The organism is Pseudomonas sp. NMS19W, from assembly GCF_051554255.1.
Classification (GTDB): domain Bacteria; phylum Pseudomonadota; class Gammaproteobacteria; order Pseudomonadales; family Pseudomonadaceae; genus Aquipseudomonas; species Aquipseudomonas kribbensis.
On the sequence record NZ_CP136718.1, the window covers coordinates 3,706,746 to 3,724,619 of the forward strand.

At 60.8% G+C, this 17,874-nt stretch carries 19 protein-coding genes and 2 pseudogenes; 13 read left to right on the plus strand and 8 right to left on the minus strand.

Annotated elements, in window-relative coordinates:
• The first annotated feature begins 15 nt into the window (after positions 1-15).
• The 3 genes from R1A29_RS16800 (at position 16) to R1A29_RS16810 (ending at position 1,864) form a co-directional block, all read left to right on the plus strand.
• Positions 16-879, plus strand: coding sequence for an MBL fold metallo-hydrolase (locus R1A29_RS16800; protein ID WP_438298967.1), 864 nt, complete (start codon positions 16-18; stop codon positions 877-879).
• Between the two features lie 126 nt (positions 880-1,005).
• Entirely contained in the window at positions 1,006-1,416 is a 411-nt protein-coding gene (locus R1A29_RS16805) for a tyrosinase family protein (RefSeq protein WP_438298968.1), read from the plus strand.
• Between the two features lie 67 nt (positions 1,417-1,483).
• Positions 1,484-1,864 (plus strand): tyrosinase family protein, encoded by a 381-nt coding sequence (locus R1A29_RS16810; RefSeq protein ID WP_438298969.1) that lies wholly within the window; start codon positions 1,484-1,486, stop codon positions 1,862-1,864.
• A gap of 12 nt (positions 1,865-1,876) precedes the next feature.
• On the opposite strand, the gene bkdR is transcribed toward R1A29_RS16810, so the two are convergent.
• A complete protein-coding gene (gene bkdR, locus R1A29_RS16815) occupies positions 1,877-2,365 on the minus strand; it encodes a Bkd operon transcriptional regulator BkdR (protein WP_438298970.1) in 489 nt (162 codons plus the stop codon).
• A gap of 185 nt (positions 2,366-2,550) precedes the next feature.
• Between bkdR and R1A29_RS16820 the strand changes: the two genes are divergently transcribed.
• The 5 genes from R1A29_RS16820 (at position 2,551) to R1A29_RS16840 (ending at position 8,726) form a co-directional block, all read left to right on the plus strand.
• The gene (locus R1A29_RS16820; RefSeq protein WP_114883893.1) at positions 2,551-3,786 is read left to right on the plus strand and encodes a 3-methyl-2-oxobutanoate dehydrogenase (2-methylpropanoyl-transferring) subunit alpha; all 1,236 of its coding nucleotides are present in this window, start codon (positions 2,551-2,553) and stop codon (positions 3,784-3,786) included.
• Position 3,787: 1 nt separating this feature from the next.
• Positions 3,788-4,846, plus strand: coding sequence for an alpha-ketoacid dehydrogenase subunit beta (locus R1A29_RS16825; protein WP_085711528.1), 1,059 nt, complete (start codon positions 3,788-3,790; stop codon positions 4,844-4,846).
• Complete coding sequence (locus R1A29_RS16830; protein WP_438298971.1) at positions 4,847-6,118, plus strand: dihydrolipoamide acetyltransferase family protein; 1,272 nt, start codon at positions 4,847-4,849, stop codon at positions 6,116-6,118. It begins immediately after the preceding gene.
• 4 nt (positions 6,119-6,122) lie between these two features.
• A complete protein-coding gene (gene lpdA / locus R1A29_RS16835; RefSeq protein WP_438298972.1) occupies positions 6,123-7,496 on the plus strand; it encodes a dihydrolipoyl dehydrogenase in 1,374 nt (457 codons plus the stop codon).
• A gap of 210 nt (positions 7,497-7,706) precedes the next feature.
• The gene (locus tag R1A29_RS16840) at positions 7,707-8,726 is read left to right on the plus strand and encodes a branched-chain amino acid aminotransferase (RefSeq protein ID WP_085711531.1); all 1,020 of its coding nucleotides are present in this window, start codon (positions 7,707-7,709) and stop codon (positions 8,724-8,726) included.
• Positions 8,727-8,778: 52 nt separating this feature from the next.
• Here the strand turns inward: R1A29_RS16840 and R1A29_RS16845 are convergent, their stop codons facing one another.
• A complete protein-coding gene (locus tag R1A29_RS16845; protein WP_438298973.1) occupies positions 8,779-9,657 on the minus strand; it encodes a LysR substrate-binding domain-containing protein in 879 nt (292 codons plus the stop codon).
• A 106-nt stretch (positions 9,658-9,763) separates the two neighbouring features.
• Here R1A29_RS16845 and R1A29_RS16850 point away from each other — a divergent pair, with 106 nt between their 5' ends.
• Entirely contained in the window at positions 9,764-10,372 is a 609-nt protein-coding gene (locus R1A29_RS16850) for a LysE family translocator (protein WP_438298974.1), read from the plus strand.
• Between the two features lie 23 nt (positions 10,373-10,395).
• On the opposite strand, the pseudogene R1A29_RS16855 reads toward R1A29_RS16850, so the two are convergent.
• From R1A29_RS16855 to R1A29_RS16865, 3 genes and pseudogenes are all read right to left on the minus strand, one after another.
• A pseudogene (locus tag R1A29_RS16855) lies at positions 10,396-11,214 on the minus strand (TIGR03915 family putative DNA repair protein); the annotation flags it as partial.
• On the minus strand, positions 11,211-12,431 hold the full coding sequence (locus R1A29_RS16860; protein ID WP_134826288.1) for a putative DNA modification/repair radical SAM protein: 1,221 nt from the start codon (positions 12,429-12,431) through the stop codon (positions 11,211-11,213). The pseudogene R1A29_RS16855 and the gene R1A29_RS16860, both read right to left, overlap by 4 nt.
• Positions 12,432-12,516: 85 nt before the next feature.
• The gene (locus R1A29_RS16865; RefSeq protein WP_438298975.1) at positions 12,517-13,275 is read right to left on the minus strand and encodes an ArsR/SmtB family transcription factor; all 759 of its coding nucleotides are present in this window, start codon (positions 13,273-13,275) and stop codon (positions 12,517-12,519) included.
• 79 nt (positions 13,276-13,354) lie between these two features.
• On the opposite strand from R1A29_RS16865, the gene R1A29_RS16870 reads away from it, so the two are divergent.
• Complete coding sequence (locus tag R1A29_RS16870; RefSeq protein ID WP_438298976.1) at positions 13,355-14,455, plus strand: cytochrome P450; 1,101 nt, start codon at positions 13,355-13,357, stop codon at positions 14,453-14,455.
• Here the strand turns inward: R1A29_RS16870 and dmeF are convergent.
• The 3 genes from dmeF to R1A29_RS16885 all read right to left on the minus strand — a co-directional run bounded on the left by dmeF (position 14,452) and on the right by R1A29_RS16885 (position 16,157).
• A complete protein-coding gene (gene dmeF, locus R1A29_RS16875; RefSeq protein WP_438298977.1) occupies positions 14,452-15,378 on the minus strand; it encodes a CDF family Co(II)/Ni(II) efflux transporter DmeF in 927 nt (308 codons plus the stop codon). The two genes, R1A29_RS16870 and dmeF, sit on opposite strands and share 4 nt — an antisense overlap.
• Before the next feature lie 11 nt (positions 15,379-15,389).
• Positions 15,390-15,665 carry a metal/formaldehyde-sensitive transcriptional repressor gene (locus tag R1A29_RS16880; protein ID WP_438298978.1) on the minus strand — a complete coding sequence of 92 codons (276 nt, stop codon included), beginning with the start codon at positions 15,663-15,665 and terminating at the stop codon, positions 15,390-15,392.
• A gap of 180 nt (positions 15,666-15,845) precedes the next feature.
• Positions 15,846-16,157: a helix-turn-helix domain-containing protein gene (locus tag R1A29_RS16885; RefSeq protein WP_438298979.1), complete on the minus strand. Its 312-nt coding sequence runs from the start codon at positions 16,155-16,157 to the stop codon at positions 15,846-15,848.
• A gap of 524 nt (positions 16,158-16,681) precedes the next feature.
• Here R1A29_RS16885 and R1A29_RS16890 point away from each other — a divergent pair.
• From R1A29_RS16890 to R1A29_RS16900, 3 genes and pseudogenes are all read left to right on the plus strand, one after another.
• Positions 16,682-17,052, plus strand: a pseudogene (locus tag R1A29_RS16890) (DUF6124 family protein).
• 10 nt (positions 17,053-17,062) lie between these two features.
• Entirely contained in the window at positions 17,063-17,344 is a 282-nt protein-coding gene (locus tag R1A29_RS16895) for a hypothetical protein (RefSeq protein WP_408984728.1), read from the plus strand.
• A 139-nt stretch (positions 17,345-17,483) separates the two neighbouring features.
• Positions 17,484-17,819, plus strand: coding sequence for a hypothetical protein (locus R1A29_RS16900; RefSeq protein WP_438298980.1), 336 nt, complete (start codon positions 17,484-17,486; stop codon positions 17,817-17,819).
• Positions 17,820-17,874: the final 55 nt, after the last annotated feature.

Below are 17,874 nucleotides of genomic sequence, written 5' to 3' on the forward strand. Positions count from 1 at the left end.
CACAGGACCCTGTCCATGCCCGCGCTGATTGAAGCTTTCCTCGACCCCGCCTCCTCGACCTACAGCTACGTGGTCTACGAGGCCGATGGCGGACAGTGCGCGATCGTCGATCCGGTGCTCGACTACGACGGCGCCGCCGGCCGCACCTGCACGGCCCAGGCAGACAAAATCATTGCCTTCGTGCGCGCCCACCGTCTGCAAGTGCAGTGGCTGCTGGAAACCCACGCCCACGCCGATCACCTGTCCGCCGCGCCGTACCTGCGCCGCGAGTTGGGCGGCAAGATCGCCATCGGCGAATCGATCAGCAAAGTGCAGAACGTGTTCAAGGCGCTGTTCAACCTCGAGCCGGAATTTCGTGTCGACGGCTCGCAGTTCGATCACCTGTTCGCGCCGAACGAGTCCTTCCTGATCGGCAACCTCAAGGCCACCGCCCTGCACGTTCCCGGCCACACACCGGCGGACATGGCCTACCTGATCGACGGCGAGCAGATCCTGGTCGGCGACACGCTGTTCATGCCCGACGTGGGCACCGCCCGCTGCGACTTCCCCGGCGGCAATGCACATCAACTGTTCAATTCGATTCACAAACTGCTGGCCTTCCCCGCCAGCGTGAAACTCTACGTCTGCCACGACTACCCGCCGCAAGGTCGCGCCTCACAGTGCCAGACCACCGTGGGCGAACAACGTAAAAGCAATATCCATGTACATGACGGCATCGACGAAAACGCTTTTGTCGAGATGCGCACCAAACGTGATGCCGGGTTGGGCATGCCGTCCCTGCTGCTGCCGGCGATCCAGGTCAATGTGCGGGCGGGGAATCTGCCGCCGCCGGAAGGAAATGGCGTGACGTACCTGAAGATTCCAATCAATGCGCTATAAGAAAAAACTGTACAGGGCGTGATGAAGGAAGCTTTTCCCACATCACGCGTCGATAACCATGAACTGGTTTAATTCCGGCCAGCAGGCAGACTTCATTGGGCAATCAACCAATGGAGTTTTGGCAATATGGATATTCGCCGCAACCACCGGGATCTGTCCCGGGATGAGAAATCCGCTTTCATCGACGCGGTTCTGAGGCTGAAAAACAATGTCGACAGCGTGCTGCGACCCGGCCAGCAGAGCCGCTACGACGACTTTGTCCAGATCCACAAGAATTCGATGGGCCGGGGCAACCCGCTGGTCCCCAATCCGCACGGCAGTCCGCTGTTCTTTCCCTGGCACCGGATTCTGATCCGCCAGTTCGAGCTGGCCCTGCAAGCCGCCGTCAATAATCCCGGTATCACCTTGCCCTACTGGAACTGGCAACTCGGGGGGCGGACAACCCGTTCACCTCCGACTTCATGGGGGAAACGGCGACAACACGCTGGAGCAGCGCGTCACCACCGGCCCGTTTTCCCGGGAGCATTCTCAATTTGAAGTGGCGGTGTGGGACGAGGCACCGGGAAACACGGGCCTGCTTCGAAACCTGGGTGCAGAAGGCGCCTTGCCGTCGGAAGACGTCGTCATCTCTGCCCTCAACAGGACGCCCTACTGGCTGGAGCCGGCGGGTTGGGAAAACGTGGCGGAAAGAGAGTTGCACAACCCGGTTCACGCCTGGGTGGGTGGCAACATGCTACAAGCGGCGTCCCCGAACGACCCGATCTTCTTCCTGCATCACTGCTACATGGATCTGCTGTGGGAGCGCTGGAAACATCAACATCCGCGCCTCCCGGCATTTACGTCCAGTGAAGGCGATCCGGATGCAATGAATGAAACTGCGCTGGTTTTCCACCCGGAGAATGAACCCGCCCCCTGGGCCCAAACATTCACGGTTGGGCAGGCAATCCATACGACGGAGCTGAATTATCGATATGACCGCCTGTAACCCGGCCAGCGATCAGTTGCCAAGGGTCAAACCGTTCGCCGGCAACGGCAAAGCGGTCTTGTAGCGCACCTGCTTGAGCGCAAAGCTTGAACGGATGTTGACCACGCCCGGCACTTTGGTCAGGAAGTCCATCATGAAGCGCTCAAGGGACTGAATGGTCGGCACCAGTACCCGGATCAGATAGTCCGGGTCGCCGGCCATCAGGTAACACTCCATGACCTCCGGGCGGTCGGAAATCGCTTCTTCGAAATGCTGCAAAGCTTCCTCCACCTGCTTCTCCAGGCTCACGTGAATGAACACGTTCACGTGCAGCCCGAGCAGATCGGCATCCAGCAGGGTCACCTGCTCACGGATCAGCCCCAGTTCTTCCATCGCCTTGACCCGGTTGAAGCACGGTGTCGGCGACAGATTGACCGAACGGGCCAGGTCGGCGTTTGTGATGCGCGCATTCTCCTGAAGGCTGTTGAGAATGCCGATGTCGGTACGGTCCAGTTTGCGCATGAGACAAAACCACCTGTTTTTTATGTTTATGCAGATTTTCTATCTGCAAATGATCTCCAGCGCAACGAAACAGAGAGAAATATTCTTCTTGCCCGGGCCTATGATTGTTGTAGGACAAGATTTCTTTTATCGAAGAATGACTGCCAGCTCACTACAAGAAATTCACAAGATCGAGCGTAGAAGCCATGACCCAAGCGTACGAACCGCTGCGTCTGCACGTCCCTGAACCTTCGGGCCGCCCAGGCTGCAAAACCGACTTCTCCTACCTGCATCTGACCGATGCCGGCACGGTGCGCAAACCTTCCATCGACGTTGAACCCGCCGACACTGCCGACCTGGCCCGTGGCCTGATCCGCGTGCTCGACGACCAGGGCAACGCCCTTGGCCCATGGGCCGAGAACGTACCGGTCGAGATCCTGCGCAAAGGCATGCGCGCCATGCTCAAGACCCGGATCTACGACAACCGCATGGTGGTCGCCCAGCGTCAGAAAAAAATGTCGTTCTACATGCAAAGCCTTGGCGAAGAAGCCATCGGCAGTGCCCAGGCCCTGGCCTTGAACACCGACGACATGTGCTTCCCGACCTACCGCCAGCAAAGCATCCTGATGGCCCGCGACGTACCGCTGGTCGACCTGATCTGCCAGCTGCTGTCCAACGAGCGCGATCCGCTCAAGGGTCGTCAGTTGCCGATCATGTACTCGGTCAAGGACGCCGGTTTCTTCACCATTTCCGGCAACCTCGCCACCCAGTTCATCCAGGGCGTGGGCTGGGGCATGGCTTCGGCGATCAAGGGCGACACCAAAATCGCCTCGGCCTGGATCGGCGACGGCGCCACCGCCGAATCGGACTTCCACACCGCCCTCACCTTCGCTCACGTCTACCGTGCGCCAGTTATCCTCAACGTGGTCAACAACCAGTGGGCGATCTCGACCTTCCAGGCCATCGCCGGTGGTGAAGCCACCACCTTCGCCGGACGCGGCGTCGGTTGCGGCATCGCTTCCCTGCGCGTCGACGGTAACGATTTCTACGCGGTTTACGCCGCCTCCGCCTGGGCTGCCGAACGCGCCCGCCGCGGCCTCGGCCCGACCATGATCGAGTGGGTCACCTACCGTGCCGGCCCGCACTCGACCTCTGACGATCCATCCAAATACCGTCCTGCCGATGACTGGAGCCACTTCCCGCTGGGCGATCCGATCGCCCGCCTGAAACAGCACCTCATTAAGGTCGGCCACTGGTCGGAAGAAGAGCACGCCGCCGTCAGCGCCGAGCTCGAAGCCGAAGTGATCGCCGCGCAGAAACAGGCCGAACAGTACGGCACCCTCGCCGGCGGCCAGATTCCAAGCGCCGCGACCATGTTCGAAGACGTCTACAAAGAGATGCCGGAGCACTTGAAGCGCCAGCGTCAGCAGTTGGGGATCTGACATGAACGACCACAACAACAATATTCAGTTGGAAACCGCCATGACCACGACCACCATGACCATGATCCAGGCCCTGCGCTCGGCCATGGATGTGATGCTTGAGCGTGACGACAATGTGGTGGTGTTCGGCCAGGACGTCGGCTACTTCGGCGGCGTGTTCCGTTGCACCGAAGGCCTGCAGGCCAAGTACGGCACCTCGCGGGTGTTCGACGCGCCGATCTCCGAAAGCGGCATCGTCGGGACCGCCGTGGGCATGGGTGCCTACGGTCTGCGCCCGGTGGTGGAAATCCAGTTCGCCGACTACGTCTACCCGGCCTACGACCAGATCATTTCCGAGGCGGCTCGCCTGCGTTATCGCTCCGCCGGCGAATTCACCGCGCCGATGACCCTGCGCATGCCTTGCGGTGGCGGCATCTACGGTGGCCAGACTCACAGCCAGAGTATCGAAGCCCTGTTCACCCAGGTCTGCGGCCTGCGCACCGTCATGCCGTCCAACCCGTATGACGCCAAAGGCCTGCTGATCGCCTCCATCGAAAACGATGACCCGGTGATTTTCCTGGAGCCGAAACGCCTGTACAACGGCCCGTTCGACGGCCACCACGAACGCCCGGTAACCCCTTGGTCGAAACACCCGGCAGCACAGGTGCCTGACGGTTACTACACCGTGCCGCTGGACGTCGCCGCCATCGCCCGTCCGGGCAAGGACGTCACCGTGCTGACCTACGGCACCACCGTCTACGTGTCGCAAGTCGCCGCCGAAGAAAGCGGCGTGGACGCTGAAGTCATCGACCTGCGCAGCCTGTGGCCGCTGGACCTGGAAACCATCGTCAAATCCGTGAAGAAAACCGGCCGCTGCGTCGTGGTACACGAAGCCACCCGCACCTGCGGTTTCGGCGCCGAACTGGTGTCGCTGGTGCAAGAGCATTGCTTCCACCACCTGGAAGCGCCGATCGAACGCGTCACCGGTTGGGACACCCCCTACCCGCACGCGCAAGAGTGGGCGTATTTCCCAGGGCCGTCCCGAGTGGGTGCGGCGCTGAAACGGGTCATGGAGGTCTGAATGGGCACGCACGTTATCAAGATGCCGGACATCGGCGAAGGCATCGCAGAAGTAGAACTGTCGCAGTGGCACGTCAAGGTCGGCGATCTGGTCGTTGAAGATCAAGTGCTGGCGGATGTGATGACCGACAAGGCGATGGTGGATATTCCGTCGCCGGTACACGGCAAGGTGATTGCGCTCGGCGGTCAGCCGGGCGAAGTGATGGCGGTCGGCAGTGTGCTGATCAGCATCGAGGTTGAAGGTGCGGGCAATCTGAAAGAGTCCGACAAACCGGCGCCTGTTGCAGCGAAAGAAACACCTGCCGCACCGAAAGTTGAAGCGGTCGTTGAAAGCAAACCTGCCGCGCCACGTATGGCTCCGGTTTGCCAGGGCCCGATGGTGGCCCGGGAAGCCGATGAGCGCCCACTGGCCTCGCCGGCCGTGCGCAAACATGCGCTGGACCTGGGCATTCAATTGCGTCTGGTGCGCGGTTCCGGTCCGGCCGGTCGCGTGTTGCACGAAGACCTCGAGGCTTATCTGGCCCAAGGTCAGTCGAACGCTTCGGCGCCGGTCACCGCCGCTTACGCCCAGCGCAACGATGAAGAACAGATTCCAGTGATCGGCATGCGCCGCAAGATTGCCCAGCGCATGCAGGACGCCACTCAGCGTGCTGCGCACTTCAGTTATGTCGAGGAAATCGACGTCACCGCGATTGAAGAACTGCGCGCCCACCTGAACGAAAAACACGGCGCCAGCCGTGGCAAGCTGACCCTGCTGCCGTTCCTCGTACGTGCATTGGTCGTCGCCCTGCGCGACTTCCCGCAGATGAACGCCCGTTACGACGACGAAGCCCAGGTCATCACTCGCCTCGGCGCGGTGCATGTCGGCGTCGCCACCCAAAGCGATGTCGGCCTGATGGTACCGGTGGTGCGTCACGCCGAAGCGCGCAGCCTCTGGGACAGCGCGGCGGAAATCTCCCGCCTTGCCACCGCCGCCCGCAATGGCAAGGCGAGCCGCGATGAGCTGTCCGGTTCGACCATCACCCTGACCAGCCTCGGCGCCCTTGGCGGCATCGTCAGCACCCCGGTGCTCAACCTGCCGGAAGTGGCCATCGTCGGCGTGAACAAAATCGTCGAACGCCCGATGGTCGTCAAAGGCCAGGTGGTGATCCGCAAGATGATGAACCTCTCCAGTTCTTTCGATCACCGCGTGGTCGACGGCATGGACGCGGCGCTCTTCATCCAGGCCATTCGTGGTCTGCTCGAACAACCCGCGACCCTGTTTGTGGAGTGATGGCATGCAATCTCTGAACACCACGCTGCTGATCATCGGCGGCGGCCCCGGCGGTTATGTAACGGCCATTCGTGCCGGGCAACTGGGCATTTCGACCATTCTGGTCGAGGGTGAATCGCTGGGCGGTACTTGCCTGAACATCGGCTGCATTCCGTCGAAAGCGCTGATTCATGTGGCCGAGCAGTTTCACCAGACTCAGCATCACAATCAGCATTCGGCACTGGGCATCAGCGTTTCCGCGCCGACCCTCGACATCACTAAAAGCGTCGAATGGAAGGACGGCATCGTCGATCGCCTGACCACTGGCGTCGCCGCGCTGCTCAAGAAAAACAAGGTTCAGGTCATCAACGGCTGGGCCAAGGTCATCGACGGCAAGACCGTTGAAGTCGGCGACACCCGGATCCAGTGCGAACATCTGGTACTGGCCACCGGTTCGAAAAGCGTCAACCTGCCGATCCTGCCGATTGGCGGGCCTATCATTTCGTCAACTGAGGCGCTGGCGCCGAAGTCGGTTCCGAAACGCCTGATCGTGGTCGGCGGTGGTTACATCGGTCTGGAGCTGGGCATTGCCTATCGCAAGCTCGGCGCCGAGGTCAGTGTGGTCGAGGCGCAGGATCGCATCCTGCCGGCCTACGATGCCGAGCTGACCCAACCGGTGCACGAAGCGCTGAAGCAACTGGGCGTGAAGCTGTACCTGAAGCACAGCGTGCTGGGTTTCGACGGCACCTTGCAGGTGCGTGATCCGAATGGCGACACCCTGAACCTGGAAACCGATCAGGTGCTGGTGGCCGTCGGTCGCAAACCCAATACCCAGGGCTGGAACCTCGAAGCGCTGAACCTGGACATGAACGGCTCGGCGATCAAGATCGACAGTCGTTGCCAGACCAGCATGCGCAACGTCTACGCCATCGGCGACCTGAGCGGCGAGCCAATGCTGGCCCACCGCGCCATGGCCCAGGGCGAGATGGTCGCCGAGCTGATCAGCGGCAAGACCCGCGAGTTCAACCCGACCGCCATCGCCGCCGTGTGCTTCACCGACCCGGAACTGGTGGTCGTCGGCAAGACGCCGGACGAAGCGAAAGCCGCTGGGCTGGACTGCATCGTGTCGAACTTCCCGTTCGCGGCCAATGGCCGGGCGATGACCCTGGAATCGAAAACCGGATTCGTGCGGGTGGTCGCTCGTCGGGACAATCATGTGATTGTCGGTTGGCAGGCAGTGGGTGTCGGGGTCTCGGAGCTGTCGGCCGCGTTCGCCCAAAGCCTGGAAATGGGCGCGCGACTGGAAGACATCGGCGGCACCATCCATGCGCACCCGACCCTGGGTGAAGCGGTGCAGGAAGCGGCGTTGCGTGCCCTCGGGCATGCGTTGCACCTGTAACTCTCAGCCTCAGATCGTTCCCACGCTCCGCGTGGGAACGATCAAAAGAACCGACGCGGGGAAGTTTTTTCATAAGCAGGCTAATAAATCTGCTGCTCCCCCATCGCCCGGGCTGCGAAACCGCTCAAGAATGAAGTATTGTTGTGCCCATCCAAAAAAACGTCAGAAGCCTTGAACCGTTTCGACGGTTGTTAAGTGATAGAGGGTGTCATGGGTAACGAAAGCATCAATTGGGACAAGCTGGGTTTTGACTACATCAAGACCGATAAACGCTATCTGTCGTACTTTCGCAACGGCGAGTGGGACAAAGGCACCCTGACCGAAGACAACGTGCTGCACATCAGCGAAGGTTCCACTGCCCTTCACTATGGCCAGCAATGCTTCGAAGGCCTGAAGGCCTATCGTTGCAAGGACGGCTCGATCAACCTGTTCCGTCCGGACCAGAACGCCGCGCGCATGCAGCGCAGCTGCGCCCGCCTGCTGATGCCGCATGTGTCCACCGAGCAATTCATCGAAGCGTGCAAGGAAGTGGTTCGCGCCAACGAGCGCTTCATCCCGCCTTACGGCACCGGCGGCGCGCTGTACCTGCGTCCGTTCGTGATCGGCGTGGGTGACAACATCGGCGTGCGTACCGCGCCGGAGTTCATCTTCTCGGTATTCGCGATCCCGGTCGGCGCCTACTTCAAGGGCGGCCTGACCCCGCACAACTTCCAGATTTCCAGCTTCGACCGCGCCGCGCCACAAGGCACCGGTGCCGCCAAGGTCGGTGGCAACTACGCCGCCAGCCTGATGCCGGGCTCCCAGGCCAAGAAAGCGCACTTCGCTGACGCGATCTACCTGGATCCGCTGACCCACAAGAAGATCGAGGAAGTCGGTTCGGCCAACTTCTTCGGGATCACCCACGACAACAAGTTCGTGACCCCGAACTCGCCGTCGGTACTGCCGGGCATCACCCGTCTGTCCCTGATCGAACTGGCCAAGTCCCGTCTGGGCCTGGAAGTGGTCGAAGGCGACGTGTTCATCGACAAGCTGTCGGATTTCAAGGAAGCCGGCGCCTGCGGTACCGCTGCGGTGATCACCCCGATCGGCGGCATCAGCTACAACGACCACCTGCACGTGTTCCACAGCGAAACCGAAGTCGGCCCTGTGACCCAGAAGCTCTACAAAGAGCTGACCGGCGTACAGACCGGCGACGTCGAAGCGCCAGCCGGCTGGATCGTCAAGGTTTGATCTGACGCCCAGATGCAAAAAAGCCCCCATCGAGTGATCGATGGGGGCTTTTTCATGGGGTCTGTTTTTGCAGCCACGCCAGAAACACCTGGGCCGCTGCAGAGGCCTGCGGTGCAACGCCGTAGTAATAACGGGGCAGCGGCATCCGTAAATCAGGCAACGGACAGACCAGTCGACCACTCGACAGGTGCGTGCCCAGCAACGTGGTCGGGCACAATGCGACGCCCTCACCCGCCACGGCGGCCTCCATGACTCGGTGCATGTAATCGAACTGACGAATCTCCTGGCTGGAACTCTGACTCTGGCCAAAACGCAGCGCCCAGTGGTGCCAGTCTTCGCGTCGGGCCCTGACGGTCAGCAAAGTGTGCCGGCCCAGATCCGCAAGGTCCGCCAAGGGGATTCGCTCGATCAGCTCGGGCGCCGCCACCATCAGCAACTCATCTTCAAACAGCGCGTGCGATTCGATGGTCGGCGCCCAGTCGTCGCGGCCACGGCGGATGACGATGTCGAAGCTGTCTCGCGCAGGATCCGGAGAGCGGGTCTGGGTGATCACCTGCGGTTCGATGTCTGGATGTTCTGCCGTGAAGTCATCCAACCGAGGCATCAGCCACAACTGGGCAAAGGACGGTCGGGTGTTGATGGTCACGGTCGGCCGTGCGGCCTGCTGCCGCAACTCGGCAGCCGCGTCGGCAATCTGCGCCAGACCGGCGCTGACCTGCTGATAAAAACGCTGGCCGGCAGGCGTCAGTAGCGATTGCCGGATACGCCGCTCGAACAGCAACACACCCAGGTGTTCTTCCAGCAATTTGATGTGCCGGCTGACGGCACTGTGGCTCACGTGCAGTTCTTCGGCCGCCAGCGTGAAACTCTGGTGACGGGCGGCGACCGCAAAGGCACGAACCGCATTGAGCGGCGGGAGTGATTTGTTCATGGGTCTAATTTAGTCACGTATGCGCTGCATTTAAAGCGTTTGTCACACGTCTGTCGCCACGCCAATCTGCCCGCACGCCCAAACACGAGCCCCGACGGAGCCAGACATGCACAGCTACGGACTCTTTGTACTCTTTGCCACCCTGACCATTTTAAGCCCCGGCCCGGGCGTGGTGTTGACCCTGTCCAACGCCGTACGCCTGGGCTGGGCCGGCGCGGTGCCAGGGATTCTGGGAATTGCCTCGGGAGCCTTCGTGGTTGCCGCCGTCAGTGCAACCAGTGTCGGCCTGATCCTCAGCGCCTCGGCGAGGGCTTTTACCGTGCTGAAATACGCCGGCGCCGCTTACCTGTTGTACCTGGGTTTCAAGAGCTGGCGTTCGGATCGTTTCCGTACGCTGCAAGACGTCCGCCCATCGCGCCCGAGCTACCGTTTTCTGGAAGCCGCGTCCCTGCAATTTCTCAATCCCAAAGCCATCTTCTTCTTTCTGGCGGTGTTCCCGCAGTTCATCGACACCGCACAGGCTTTCCTCCCACAGTTCTTCAAACTGGTGGCCTCTTATGCCGTGCTGGTGATTCTGGTGCACGGCAGCTATGCGCTGCTCGCCAATGCCGCCAAAGGCTGGCTGTCGAGCCCGAAAGGGTCCTGGCTGACGGCGAAAGTCTCGGGGGTGACCTTTGCCGGATTTGGTTTGTTGATGGCTTCGGCGACGCGCTGAACGGACGATTCACGCTCCACCTGTTTCAAGGCAATGCGCTTTCCGCCACGCCCGGCGATGCCGCCGGCCTGCCCGTTCTGCTGCTTGCCCATGCGCGCCTGGGTAATCAATCCGGGGATCAATTCCCCCTCCGGCAGATTCTTCCAGAAGCGCATGGGCAAATGCCCTTGCATGACCTTCTCGTTCAATCGCGCCGGGTTGAAGATGTGGCTGTAGTACGCCAGCCACAACTCGCCCTGCGGATCGTCGACGTTCTGCGCCAATTGCTGCCATTCCAGCGGGCACTGGCGCTGATGGATCAACTGTTCGCCATCGTAATAAACCCCGTCGCGGGGCGTAGCGATCAGCCAGCGATGGCGCCCCATGCGGCCGATGAAGTGTTCACTGGCGCTGTGCAGAATGTCGTGGGCCGGTTCGTGCCACGCCACGTATTGCGGGCCCGGCAGCTCTGGCGGTCGCTCGATGAAGCGCACGAACGCATGCAAATGATGGGCTTCACGCTGCACCTGTTTGATCCGCCGCTGTAACTCACTGCCGAGTTTGTCGCCGGCCATCATTGCCGTGCGATCGCCATGGCTGACGCGCCAGAGCACCTCATAAAGCAGGCTCCAACGCTGATCGCCACGGTAGCGTGACGCTTGTTCCAGGGTGTCGAGCAATGCACGCGGAATACGCGCCTGAAAAGGTCCCTGCCCTTCAGGCACCGACACGTCACTGGCAAACAGATCACTTACCCCTTCCGACGCCCAGCTCACCAGACTCGGATCGATTTCATGGCTGAGCAGCCAGCGGGCCTGTTGGCGCCAGGTGTCGAACAAGTCATCGCAATCGAGATTGATCATCCCCACAACCCCATCTGCTGCGGCATCGGCCGGTCGCGCAACTGTTGATAGAGCATCTGGCTGGTGACTTCTGCCTGCTGCGGGTGATAGTCGCTGGTGATGATGAATGGCTTGGCTTTGGCCAATACGCAGCGCATGCGGGCCACGTCTTCGTAACGAATGCGCCGTTGTCGACGCAGTTCCACCAGACGTTCGGTGGTACGCAGGCCGATGCCGGGAATGCGTGAGATCAACGCCGGCTCGGCGCGATTGAGGTCCAGCGGAAACACCTCGCGATTCTGCAGCGCCCAGGCCAGTTTCGGGTCGATGTCCAACGCCAGATTGCCCGGCCCCTTGAGCAATTCACCAGCGGTATAGCCATAGCCGCGCAAAAGGAAATCAGCCTGATACAAGCGGTGCTCACGCATCAGCGGCGGCGCGGCCAGCGGCACGCTTTTCGGGCTGTCGGGAATCGGGCTGAACGCCGAGTAATAGACCCGACGCAGGCGGAAGTTGCCATACAACGCCTGAGCACTGTGGAGGATGGTGCTGTCGTCGGTGTCATCGGCACCGACAATCATCTGCGTGCTCTGCCCGGCCGGGGCGAACTTCGGGGCGCGGGGTTCGTTGAGCACGGTCTGCACGCCGGTGTAGATGGTGTTCATCGCCTGCTTGATCGAGCCGATCTGCTTCTCCGGCGCCAGCGTCTGCAAACTGGCATCGGTAGGCAATTCGATGTTGACGCTCAAGCGGTCGGCATAGCGCCCGGCTTCTTCGATCAGCGCGGGATCCGCTTCGGGAATGGTCTTGAGATGGATGTAGCCACGGAATTCATGCTCCTCACGCAACAGCTTCGCAACACGCACCAGTTGCTCCATGGTGTAGTCCGCCGAACGGATGATCCCCGAACTGAGGAACAATCCACTGACGCAATTGCGCCGGTAGAAATCCAGGGTCAGCGTCACCACTTCCTCCGGCGTAAAACGCGCCCGCGGCACGTCGCTGGAACGGCGATTGACGCAGTACTGGCAGTCGTAGAGACAGAAATTGGTCAGCAGCACCTTGAGCAGTGACACACAACGCCCGTCCGGCGTGTAGCTGTGACAGATGCCCATGCCATCGGTCGAACCCAGCCCGCTCTTGCCCTCGGAGCTGCGCTTGGGCGCACCACTGCTGGCGCAGGAGGCGTCGTACTTGGCGGCGTCGGCGAGGATGCTGAGCTTGTCGATGAGTTGCATGGCATGGACCTTATACTGTTCGCATATACAGTATAGAGTCCGCTCACGGGCGACAAGGCGTAAAACAACCCTTCGTCGGTCGCGCTTACTGCACGCGGCTGGCGGGCGCGATGGCCGGGGATTTACGCACGGAGACAGGCTGCGTCATATCGGGCCATTTCACCCCGAACCGCGCCGTCATCTCCTTACGCCCCGCCGCCGTCAAAGTCAGCGCCCGGCTGTCCAGATACTGCGTCACCCATTTGCGCTTCAACGCCATCTGCAACAGCGCCGCTCCAAGCGATCCACCCAGATGCGGCCGGCGCATGCTCCAGTCCAGGCATGGGCAAGCGAACCGTCGGCGTAACGTCGAAAGATCCCTGACCTCGACTCCCAACCCTTCGAACAGCGCCTCTCCGCTCTCGCTCAAGCGGTACGCCCGCTCATCGGTTTCCACCAGCCAACCGCCCTCCAGCAACCGGTCATGCAGCAACACCGCCAGCGTGCCGGCCATATGGTCGTAGCAGGTGCGGGCAAATTGCAGGCGATCGGGCGTGTGGGGTTTGAAGGTCGGTGCGGGGTTCTGGCCGATCACCATCAGCGCTTCGAGGGCCTGAGCCACGCGCTTGTCGGCGAGGCTGTAATAACGGTGGCGGCCCTGCACGTGCAGGCGCACCAGCGCCAGGTCCTTGAGTTTGGCCAGGTGTGCGCTGGCGGTGGAGGCGCTGACGTCGGCGAGGGTCGCCAGCTCCGTGGCGGTGCGGGCGTGGCCGTCCATCAGCGAGCACAGCATTTTGGTTCGCGCCGGTTCCGCGATGGCGGCGGCCACTTGCGAGACGCCGATGTCTTGATGTTCTGCGTGCATATTTCGCTCCCGGACGAATCATCGCCCCCAAGGACTGGAGATAGTAGCAACACTTTCCCCACCGACAAGGTTGCGATCCATGGACCCGATCATCGCTGCGACTCACGCCGATCCCTACCCTTACTACGCCGAACTGCGCGCGGCGGGCGGGCTGACCTTTCATCACGGACTGAAACTGTGGGTGGCCAGCAGTGCCCGGGCGGTTTGCGCGGTTTTGGCGCATGCGGATTGCCGGGTGCGTCCGGTGCAGGAGCCGGTGCCCAAGGCGATTGCCGATGGCATGGCGGGCAAGGTGTTCGGCCAGTTGATGCGGATGAATGATGGCGAAGCTCAGCGTTGCCCGCGTTCGGCCGTTGAGCCGCCGCTGGGGCTTATCAATGACGAAGATGTCAAAGCGCTGGTCGCCGCGCGGTTGATCACAAACGATGCCGACGGCTTATATAAGGGCATGTTTCGCGGGCCGGTATGCGTGGTCGCGGCTTTGCTCGGATTCACTCCGGCACAAGCGCGGACGATCAGTGAGCTGACCGCCGATTTTTCAGCGTGCCTTTCGCCGTTGAGCAATGACCTGCAACTGGCGGCAGCCCATCGAGCGGCCGAGCAATTGCACGGTTACTTCATTGAATTACTGGCAGATCCGAACCCGTTTCTCGCCGACATTCAACAGCGCTTTTCAGGCAAAGAGGACGTGCTGATCGCCAACCTCATCGGACTTTGCTCGCAGACATTCGAAGCCACCGCCGGCCTGATCGGCAATGCGCTGGTGGCGTTGCGGCGTCAGCCGGAATTACGCGACGTGTCAGTCGATTCGCTGCTTGCCGAAGTCCAGCGCTTCGATCCTTCAGTGCAGAACACCCGACGATTTGTCGCGAACACCTGCGAAATCGACGGCGTTCGCTTTGAAGCAGGTGACGTGATTCTGGTGTTGCTCGCCTCGGCCAACCGCGATCCGGCACTTAATGAAAACCCGGATCAATTTCTGCCGGATCGCCCGAACCGCCGCAGCTTCACGTTCGGCAGCGGTCGTCACCAATGCCCAGGGCAAAGGATGGCGATGACCATTGCCAGCGCCACCGTCGGTGAAATCCTCGCCCATGACATCGACCTGAGCCGGTTCACCTGGCATTACCGCCCTTCCCTCAATGGGCGGATTCCATTGTTCTGCGAGGCGACGACTTAAGCGCTACGTAATTCGATGGTCAGGTGCGACAACTCATGCACCGGTGCCAGCCGCTCGCGAATCGCTTCGGCAGTCACGCCAGCCGCCGCGACTACGCTGACAATCGCCGCCCGCGCCTGCGGGCCGACCTGCCAGACGTGCAGGTCGCTGATGCGCACGTCGTCGGAGGTTTCCAGCAGCTCACGGATTTCCTCGGCCACCGGTTCATCGGTGGTGTCGAGCAGCACGGCGGCGCTGTCACGCATCAGGTTCCAGGCCCATTTGGCGATGACGATGGAACCGACAATGCCCATCACCGGGTCCATCCAGACCCAGCCCAGATAACGACCGGCCAGCAGCGCGGCAATCGCCAGCACCGAGGTCAACGCATCGGCGAGTACGTGCGCGTAAGCTGAACGCAGGTTGTTGTCGTGATGGTGATGATGACCATGATCGTGGCTATGGCCGTGGTCATGATGACCGTGATGGCCGGCCAGCAAAAAAGCGCTGAGCAGGTTGACGCCCAGGCCGACCACGGCAATCAAGGTAGCCTCCCCGAACGCCACTCTGGTGGGCTCGAACAGACGGAAAACCGACTCCCCGGCAATGCCCAGCGACACCAGCCCCAGCACCATGGCCGAGGCAAAACCCGCCAGATCGCCGACCTTGCCGGTGCCGAAACTGTAGCGACGGTTGTTGGCATTGCGCCGGGCAAAACCATAGGCCGCCGCCGCGATACCAAGGGCGCCGGCGTGGGTCGCCATGTGGAAACCGTCGGCCAGCAGCGCCATGGAACCCGTGAGGTAACCGGCGGCAATTTCGCCGATCATCATCACGAACGTCAGCGCCACCACCCACAAGGTGCGACGGGCGTTGTCGTCATGGGACGCGCCGAGGAACTGGTGGTCGTGGGAAAAGTCGTCAGAACGCGTCGTCAGATTCATGGTGTCGGTGCTCACTTGGAATAGCGGCGGATGGCTTGCAGCAACTCTTCCACGCCCAGGGCTCGGGCTTCGTCGCTGAGGTCGGGATGGGCGACATGCTCGCGGGCGTGGGCCTCGATGAACTGCTCCATCAAGCCATTGACCGCGCCGCGAATCGCCGCCATCAGGTGCAACGTCTTGGCACAATCGGCCTCGGACTCCAGTGCCCGCTCAACCGCCTGAACCTGCCCGGCAATGCGTCGGACGCGGTTGAGCAACTCGCCTTTGTGTTCATGCGTGTGCGACATACCTATACCCCCTACCCCTATATGGCGAGCATGGTCGCTGTTCCGGTCGGAAGGGGCAAGGCCTGGTTTAGACCGTCCGTCGCAGCTTGAAAATTTGATTTGGGAGAATGAGGCGGCGCTTCAGACAGCGCCGCCTCTAGAAGGATTTTCAGATGCAGGGCCGCTGGGAACCCTCGTCTGTCAGGCCCATTGCAGTGGCGGGGACGACGAGAAGCAGAGGTCTACGTCCAGTTGCGCTGCGGCCGACAGGTTGACCAGCGCATCGAGAGAGAACTTGTCGATTTTGCCGTTGAGTACGTCGTTGAGGCGCGGCTGGGTGATGCCAAGACGTTTGGCCGCCTCCTTTTGCGAAAGCTCCCAGGCACGAATCGTTTCGCAGAGCGTACGCATCAGTTTGGCCCGCAGGCGCATGTTGGCCGCTTCCTGCGGCGTGTCTTCCAGTGCATCCCAGACGCTTGCGAAACGTTGGGGTGGATTTTGATGATCCTTCATGGTTTAGCCTGTTTCCTTTTGCTGGATGTGCCATGCAGGCTATATCGAAACCGATATAAATCAAGCTAGAAGTGGCTTATTAAATATCCAGTATCACAAAGCAGAAATGCGCGAGCCGGCACACCTGACAAGCCGACACAGAACCCTGTGGGAGCGAGCTTGCTCGCGATGGCGGACTGAAAAATGACGCATCATTTTGCCCCCATCCGGGAGGCTACATTGCCTTGCGCCTTTGCCTACAACTACGCCAGAATCCGCCGGCTTGTGCGGTTTGGAGCCTCCCCGTAACTTGATTCGCATCACTGAATGGTCAGTGAACGGGTTTAGTCGCTCGGCGTTTTATCCAAGCTCGCAAGCTGTTTTTCAGTCAGGCATTCCCACGCCTGAACTCAATGGCGGCTGTGCGTAGGGCGCTCTAGGGCGCGCCAGTAGTGCTTGGATACTGGTCGACTAACCTGCGTACAGCTGCCACCTATTGTTTAGTCGCAAGAACGTGTCAGCCTCTATTGGAGGTTTCCAAGCAAATGATCAAGCCAACGCCTAATCCTCCGGAAACAGACGTATCGTCCGAATCCGACCCAACCTCTCCCTACTCCACAACCGACTCAAAAAACTCCACGAAGCCGCCGAGCGCGCCCTCGACCATTACCTGAAACCCACCGCCCCGAAACAGCACTGCCCCGGCCGCATGTTCCTCATCGCCCCCCACATCGATCAACATGCCTTGCTGGCCCACGCCTGCGAATCGATGGCCTCGGCCAGCGTGATGCTCAGCGACTTCGCCGCGCTGCTGGACCCGCCCTACCGCAGCACCGTCCTGGGCATCGCCCAAGTGGTGATGTGTGGCGAACTCGCCGTGAACCGGGCGCTGGACACCCTCGATGCCACGACCTGAGGAACACACCATGGAAAGCAAATCCGATGCACACGTCGTCGCCGCCCTGATCTCCATCGGCCTCAACGAGAAAGACAGCCAATGGGCCGAAAAAGCCTGTCTGCTGCTGCTCGAAAGCGAAAGAAAATCCATCGTCACCGCCGCCCTCGAGGCCCTCGTCCAGCTCGCCCGCGATCACGGCAAACTGGACCGGGAACGCGTAATGCCGGCACTTAACAGCGTCAAACGCAGATTTCCGAGCCTGACCAGCACGGTTGCCGCGACGCTGGATGAGATGGCGATGGCTGCGTAACGCCTCAGGTAAAAGGCAAGAAAAAACCCGCTGCTCCGTGATCGGAGGCAGCGGGTTCATTTTTTGCATTCACTGTGAAAAACGCGCTAATCAAAGCCAAGAAAACGGATAACAAAGGCAACATTCTGGGAGCCAAGAAGTGAGCTTGACCTATAAAGACCCGTCTATTAGCCATGATGAAGCAGTGAGACTTCTTCAAAGCCGCACAGACACAGACGTTATCCAGGCTCTGATTTCTATTGGCCTCAATGAAGAAGACAGGATTTGGGCCCAACAGACTTGCTTGAAGTATTTCGCCAGCAGTAATGAAGCCGTAGTCTCCTCCGCCATTACCGCTCTCGGCCACATCGCTCGCAGGTACGGCGAGCTGGACAAAGATGCCGTTCTCTCAGCGCTGGAAGATGTAAAGAAAAGCTTCCCCTCGCTGGAAGGCGTGATCGCAGACACGCTTGACGATATTGAGGCATTCACCTGACTCATCGAATCCTTGCATGCCGGACGTTGTGATCAGGGACTTCCCTCATCACAAC

Coding starts and splice junctions, on each gene's coding strand:
- R1A29_RS16800 (WP_438298967.1), top strand. CDS start 16: ATGCCCGCGCTGATTGAAGCTTTCCTCGACCCCGCCTCCTCGACCTAC.
- R1A29_RS16805 (WP_438298968.1), top strand. CDS start 1,006: ATGGATATTCGCCGCAACCACCGGGATCTGTCCCGGGATGAGAAATCC.
- bkdR (WP_438298970.1), bottom strand. CDS start 2,365: ATGCGCAAACTGGACCGTACCGACATCGGCATTCTCAACAGCCTTCAG.
- R1A29_RS16820 (WP_114883893.1), top strand. CDS start 2,551: ATGACCCAAGCGTACGAACCGCTGCGTCTGCACGTCCCTGAACCTTCG.
- R1A29_RS16825 (WP_085711528.1), top strand. CDS start 3,788: ATGAACGACCACAACAACAATATTCAGTTGGAAACCGCCATGACCACG.
- R1A29_RS16830 (WP_438298971.1), top strand. CDS start 4,847: ATGGGCACGCACGTTATCAAGATGCCGGACATCGGCGAAGGCATCGCA.
- lpdA (WP_438298972.1), top strand. CDS start 6,123: ATGCAATCTCTGAACACCACGCTGCTGATCATCGGCGGCGGCCCCGGC.
- R1A29_RS16840 (WP_085711531.1), top strand. CDS start 7,707: ATGGGTAACGAAAGCATCAATTGGGACAAGCTGGGTTTTGACTACATC.
- R1A29_RS16845 (WP_438298973.1), bottom strand. CDS start 9,657: ATGAACAAATCACTCCCGCCGCTCAATGCGGTTCGTGCCTTTGCGGTC.
- R1A29_RS16850 (WP_438298974.1), top strand. CDS start 9,764: ATGCACAGCTACGGACTCTTTGTACTCTTTGCCACCCTGACCATTTTA.
- R1A29_RS16860 (WP_134826288.1), bottom strand. CDS start 12,431: ATGCAACTCATCGACAAGCTCAGCATCCTCGCCGACGCCGCCAAGTAC.
- R1A29_RS16865 (WP_438298975.1), bottom strand. CDS start 13,275: ATGCACGCAGAACATCAAGACATCGGCGTCTCGCAAGTGGCCGCCGCC.
- R1A29_RS16870 (WP_438298976.1), top strand. CDS start 13,355: ATGGACCCGATCATCGCTGCGACTCACGCCGATCCCTACCCTTACTAC.
- dmeF (WP_438298977.1), bottom strand. CDS start 15,378: ATGAATCTGACGACGCGTTCTGACGACTTTTCCCACGACCACCAGTTC.
- R1A29_RS16880 (WP_438298978.1), bottom strand. CDS start 15,665: ATGTCGCACACGCATGAACACAAAGGCGAGTTGCTCAACCGCGTCCGA.
- R1A29_RS16885 (WP_438298979.1), bottom strand. CDS start 16,157: ATGAAGGATCATCAAAATCCACCCCAACGTTTCGCAAGCGTCTGGGAT.
- R1A29_RS16895 (WP_408984728.1), top strand. CDS start 17,063: ATGGAAAGCAAATCCGATGCACACGTCGTCGCCGCCCTGATCTCCATC.